General features: G+C 68.7%; 6 protein-coding genes and 1 pseudogene. 2 read left to right on the top strand and 5 right to left on the bottom strand.

Translation table 11 applies throughout. From position 1 onward, the window contains the following. On the bottom strand, positions 1 to 572 hold a 572-nt coding region (upp, locus tag U9978_RS19200; protein ID WP_322762520.1), incomplete at its 3' end, for a uracil phosphoribosyltransferase. 63 nt (positions 573 to 635) lie between these two features. Between upp and deoC the strand changes: the two genes are divergently transcribed. Next, complete coding sequence (deoC, locus tag U9978_RS19195) at positions 636 to 1,424, top strand: deoxyribose-phosphate aldolase (RefSeq protein ID WP_322762519.1); 789 nt, start codon at positions 636 to 638, stop codon at positions 1,422 to 1,424. Positions 1,425 to 1,653: 229 nt separating this feature from the next. Here deoC and U9978_RS19190 read toward each other — a convergent pair whose 3' ends face one another. From U9978_RS19190 to U9978_RS19180, 3 genes are all read right to left on the bottom strand, one after another. Further along, the gene (locus U9978_RS19190) at positions 1,654 to 2,364 is read right to left on the bottom strand and encodes a hypothetical protein (RefSeq protein ID WP_322762518.1); all 711 of its coding nucleotides are present in this window, start codon (positions 2,362 to 2,364) and stop codon (positions 1,654 to 1,656) included. Positions 2,365 to 2,484: 120 nt separating this feature from the next. Continuing rightward, a complete protein-coding gene (locus U9978_RS19185; RefSeq protein WP_322762521.1) occupies positions 2,485 to 3,072 on the bottom strand; it encodes a DNA-3-methyladenine glycosylase I in 588 nt (195 codons plus the stop codon). 49 nt (positions 3,073 to 3,121) lie between these two features. Then, positions 3,122 to 4,210 (bottom strand): adenosine deaminase, encoded by a 1,089-nt coding sequence (locus tag U9978_RS19180; RefSeq protein WP_322762517.1) that lies wholly within the window; start codon positions 4,208 to 4,210, stop codon positions 3,122 to 3,124. 336 nt (positions 4,211 to 4,546) lie between these two features. On the opposite strand from U9978_RS19180, the gene U9978_RS19175 reads away from it, so the two are divergent. Then, complete coding sequence (locus U9978_RS19175; RefSeq protein ID WP_322762516.1) at positions 4,547 to 4,771, top strand: hypothetical protein; 225 nt, start codon at positions 4,547 to 4,549, stop codon at positions 4,769 to 4,771. 31 nt (positions 4,772 to 4,802) lie between these two features. Here the strand turns inward: U9978_RS19175 and U9978_RS19170 are convergent. Beyond that, positions 4,803 to 5,053 (bottom strand): annotated as a pseudogene (locus U9978_RS19170) (thymidine phosphorylase); the annotation flags it as partial.

Here is a 5,053-nt window from a genome sequence, read left to right as displayed (position 1 = left end):
AAGGCGTCGTCATTCAGCCGCTCATCGATGCTCGCGGTGACCACCCGCACGTCGAAACCGCTCGCGTCCAGCGCCGCGATGCCCTCGGGCGCGGCGAGCACGCAGATCATGATCATGCCGGTGGCCCCGCGGTCGGCCAGCAGGTTCAGGCAGTGTGCCGCTGATCCACCGGTGGCGAGCATCGGGTCCAGGAGCAGCACCGGATACCCGGCGAGGTTCTCCGGCAACGACTCCAGGTAGGCGTGCGGTTGGAAGGTCTTCTCGTCCCGGGCCAGGCCGATGAAGCCCGTCCGCGCCTCGGGCAGCAGACCGAGCGCCGCCTCCAGCATCCCCAGCCCGGCCCGCAGCACCGGGATGACGATCGGTGCCGTGGCCAGCCTGCGCCCGCTGGTGGGGGTGAGCGGAGTGGCCACGGTGTACCCGACGGTGACCAACTCCCGAGCAGCCTCATAGATCAGCATGGTCGCCAGTTCACGCAGGGCCACCCGGAACACGGGCGGTTCGGTGCTCTTGTTACGCAGCACCGTCAACCGCGCCGCTACCAGGGGATGTTCGACGACGTCGACCCGCACGATTCGTTCGCCTCCTGCACAGTGCCATGGTCCCGTTCGCTTCCACCCGCAATGATGGGCTGCATGGCAAGCATCTCCCCCGGCGAGGACCGTCCAGGCGGTGCGGACCGTCCAGTCGGAGCCGGCGAATCCGCGCCTGGTGCTCCACTGCCGCGCCGGTCCGAACTGGCCCGGATGATCGACCACACTCTGTTGCGGCCCGAAGCCGTCGGCGAGGAGGTCCTCGCGTTGTGCACCGAGGCGACCGAGCTCGGAGTCGCCACGGTGTGTGTCGCGCCCACCCACGTCTACCTGGCCGCCGCCGCGGCACGTCGCAGCGGCCCAGACGGTACCCAGGCCCGATCGGCCGATCCGGCATTCGCGGTCGCCTCGGTGATCGGCTTTCCCCACGGTACCCACCTGACCGTCGTCAAGGCCGAGGAGGCACGCCGGGCGGTGGCCGACGGTGCGGACGAGATCGACCTGGTGATCGACCTGGCCTGCGCGATGGAGGAGAACTGGCGGTCGATCGAGGCCGAGATCGCGGAGGTTCGGCTGTCGGTCCCACCGCACGTGATCCTCAAGGTGATCATCGAAAGTGCCCTGCTCCCGGACGCGAGCATCGCGGCGGCCTGCCGGGCGGCCGAATCGGCCGGCGCCGAGTTCGTGAAGACCTCGACCGGCTTTCACCCCGCCGGTGGGGCGAGCCTGCGGGCGGTACGGGTGATGCGGGCGACGATCGGTGGCCGGCTCGGCATCAAGGCCAGCGGCGGCATCCGCACCGCCGAACAGGCACTCGCGTTCGTCGAGGCCGGCGCGACCAGGCTCGGCATGTCCGCCACCCGCGACGTCCTCGCCGCCGTCCCCGAATAAGAGCGCCCGGCAATAGGGGCGTGGATCAAGGAGCGGGGCTGGGGCACGTAGATCGCGAGGCGGAGGAGGGAGGCACCCTGGTGTTGGGTATCGACCGACGACAACGAGGCGAGGTGCGTGCCCCGGCCCCGCGACGCCGCGCCCCGATTGCCGGTCGCTCTACGGCCTACCCCGAACGTCCGCTTCGCGAAAATCCGGGGACCCTGGCACTCGGACGGGTCACCCCGTGTCATTTCCGGGCCGACACCTCCTTCGCCGGCACATCCTTCGGCGGTACATCCTTCGGCGCCGCCGCCTTCGCCGCCTTCGCAGCCGTCGCTGCCGCTGCCTCCGGCGACGCCGCCTTGGCTGGCACTGCCTTGCCCGACACAGCCTTGCCCGGCGCTGGCTTCGGTGACACTGCCTTGGCCGACATCGCCTTGGCTGACAGCGCCGTCCCCGACATCGCCCTGTTGGCTACGTTGAGAAACCTTTCGTTCGCGGCGGTGAGCTCCGCGGACTCGGCGCCGGCCTGCTGCGCCCAGGCGTCGTAGGTGTCGCCGGCCCGATAGCCTCGCAGCACCTCGGTCAGCCGTTGCGTGCTTTCGATCGCCTCGTCATAGTGCCGTACAACGGCCGAGGCCGGGCCGAATCTGATATACAGCCGCCCATAGGCGGTGCGCGCCGCTTCGTTCGCCTCGTTGCGACGCTTGAGGCATTCTCGTGCCTCGTCGTCGTTGTCCATGATTCCCCGGGACCACAGCCCGATACATTGCCCGGTGGTTCGCTGAGATCTCGCCAGCTGCTCGGCGGCGAAGTCGAGCACGTCAAGCCATTCCTTTCCAATGGCGAGCCGTTGCGACCGCCGCGACTCCAGCCGGCCCGCCAACGCCAGGATTCCCGGCACGCCCAGGCCGGTCACGGCCACGCTGACAATCGCGAGTACCACTACGTCCGACATGATCAGTTATGGTAGCGGATCAGCCCGACCCATCGGGACCGCGAGACCTCGCGGGGTCGGCCCGAGCTGGGCCCGCACCCTCGGACGCCGGCCGCGCCGACGGGCGGATCCACCTACCGGCTACCTGTTCACGCAGGCGGCGAGGTGGTCGTTAACCAGGCCACACGCCTGCATCAGGGCATAGGCTGTCGTCGGGCCGACAAAAACGATGCCGCTGGCTTTCAGCGCCTTCGCCAGCGCCACCGACTCAGGTGTGGAGGCGGGTACGTCGGCGATCACAGCCGGTGCCAGCGGGGCCACCGTGGCAGCGGGCCGAAACGACCAGACCAGTTCGCCTAATGGCACGTCCAGCGCCAGGACCGCACGGGCATTGCCAACCGTCGCAAGAATCTTCCGCCGGTTTCGGACTATGCCCGCGTCCGCCATCAGCCGCTCGACATCTGCCGAATCGAATGACGCGACGACCATCGGATCGAATCCCGCGAACGCGCGCCGGAAGGCCTCCCGCTTGCGCAGGATCGTCAGCCAGGAAAGACCGGACTGGAATGCTTCGAGGCTGAGGCGTTCGAACAGAGTGACGGTGTCGTGGACCGGACGCCCCCATTCCTCATCGTGATAGGCGATGTACTCGGGCGCGGACAGCGCCCAGGGACAGCGCGGACGGCCGTCCGGCCCGGCCGCGACGCCGGTACGCGCACGCTCCGGCACCGGGCGCCCGGCGGCCCGAGCCGGGACGGGCACGGCATCCGCCGACCGGCTACCCACCGGAGCGCAACCGTGCGAAACCAGGCTTGATCACATCGTTGATGATGGCGAGACGCTGATCGAACGGAATGAAGGCCGATTTCATGGCGTTCACGGTCAGCCACGAAATATCCGACCAGCCGTAGCCGAAGGTGTCGACCAGAGTGGCGAACTCACTCGACAGCGTCACACCGCTCATCAACCGGTTGTCGGTGTTGACCGTCACCCGGAAGTGGAGCCTGCGCAGCAGACCGATGGGATGCTCGGCGATGCTGACGCACGCCCCCGTGTCCACGTTGGACGTGGGGCACATCTCCAGCGGCACCCGGACGTCACGGACGTAGTTGGCGAGCCGCCCGAGAATCACCTCACCGTCCGGGTCGATGGCGATGTCATCCATGATCCGAACTCCGTGACCGAGACGGTCAGCGTTGCACCACTGCAGCGCCTCCCAGATCGACGGTAGCCCGAACGCCTCGCCGGCGTGGATCGTGTAGTGCCCGTTCGCCCGCTGCATGTACTGGAACGCATCCAGGTGGCGGGTGGGCGGGAAGCCGGCCTCGGCACCGGCGATGTCGAAACCGACGACACCCCGATCCCGCCACCGGACGGCGGCCTCGGCGATCTCCAACGACCGGGCCGCGTGACGCATGGCGGTCACCAGGGCACGGATCTTCAGCCCGGTCCCGGCCGAACCGGCACGGAAGCCGTCCAGAACCGCCTCGATCACCGCGTCGAGTGCGAGCCCGCCTTCGACGTGCAGCTCTGGAGCGAACCGGACCTCGGCGTAGACGACGCCGTCCGCAGCAAGATCCTCGGCACATTCCCGGGCCACCCGGGCGAGCGCGTCCGCGGTCTGCATGACCCCGACGGTGTGGCTGAACGTCTCCAGATAACGCACCAGTGACCCGCTGTGGGCGCCGCCGCGGAACCAGGTCGCGAGCTTGTCCACAGCCACGGTGGGCAGGGCGTCGTAGCCGACCTCGTCGGCGAGTTCGACGACGGTCGCGGGACGAAGGCCGCCATCGAGATGGTCGTGCAGCAGCACCTTGGGCGCCCGACGGATGGCGTCCAACGACGGTGGCGGGGCGGGCGCACTCATCGTCCGACCGTACGGGAGCCGCGGGTCGGTGCCCACAGCAGACTTCCCCGCGCCGCGGGGAATTATTGCGATCATGCACGGTAGGACACACGGTGCTCTTCCGCGATCCGGTTCTGATCCGTTACCGTTCGAAACATGTGTTTTCCATCAAGCAAAGACGAAAACCGTCCATCACTGGATGAAACGGATGAAGCCGATGGCAGCGACGAAGCGCTCCCGGCCGTCCCTTCCGTCCCGTCGCCCCGCCGGTACATCGGCAACCGACCGGGCGATCGGGAGCCCGCCCGGTCGGGCTCGGGCTCGGGCTCGGGCTCGGGCTCGGGCTCGGGCTCGACGGTGAGCATCCGCGACTTCATCGACTACGTTGCCGAGTATCTTGATCGCGCCCGCTCCGGCGAGGCATTTCTGATCACCAGCGATGGGCAGGCGGTGGCCCGTCTGCTCCCGCCCGAGGATCTCGACCCGGTGGTCGCCGGTCGGCCAGGCGGTTGGCGCCACCCCGACCATCACCTTGCGCCACCACTTTCCCCACGCGAGGTCACCAGCCTTCTTGCCTCCTGACACGCCAGGCCATGTCTGTGAACACCACGAGCTACTGGTGGATGCGGTCACGGATCAGCGGTTCGACGACCGGGGGTGTGTCGCCGATCTCGACGGCGTTCGTGAGCGCTTCCAGGGCGGCCGGCAGTCGAGCGGGATCGTGGGTGTGGAGCTCCAGCAGCGGTGACCTGGCGCTGACCCGGTCCCCCACAGCCGCCAACCACCGGACACCGGCGGTCGCCGACACCGGATCCTCCTTGCGGGAACGGCCCGCCCCGAGTCGCCAGGCGGCGACCCCGACGG

It is taken from the genome of Protofrankia sp. Cr2, assembly GCF_963555885.1.
In the GTDB taxonomy this organism is placed as follows: domain Bacteria; phylum Actinomycetota; class Actinomycetes; order Frankiales; family Frankiaceae; genus Protofrankia.
This window is presented reverse-complemented; position numbering and strand designations above follow the sequence as displayed.

What these genes read in the sequence shown, in the direction of transcription:
- deoC (WP_322762519.1), top strand. Translation starts at nt 636, where the DNA reads ATGGCAAGCATCTCCCCCGGCGAGGACCGTCCAGGCGGTGCGGACCGT.
- U9978_RS19190 (WP_322762518.1), bottom strand. Translation starts at nt 2,364, where the DNA reads ATGTCGGACGTAGTGGTACTCGCGATTGTCAGCGTGGCCGTGACCGGC.
- U9978_RS19180 (WP_322762517.1), bottom strand. Translation starts at nt 4,210, where the DNA reads ATGAGTGCGCCCGCCCCGCCACCGTCGTTGGACGCCATCCGTCGGGCG.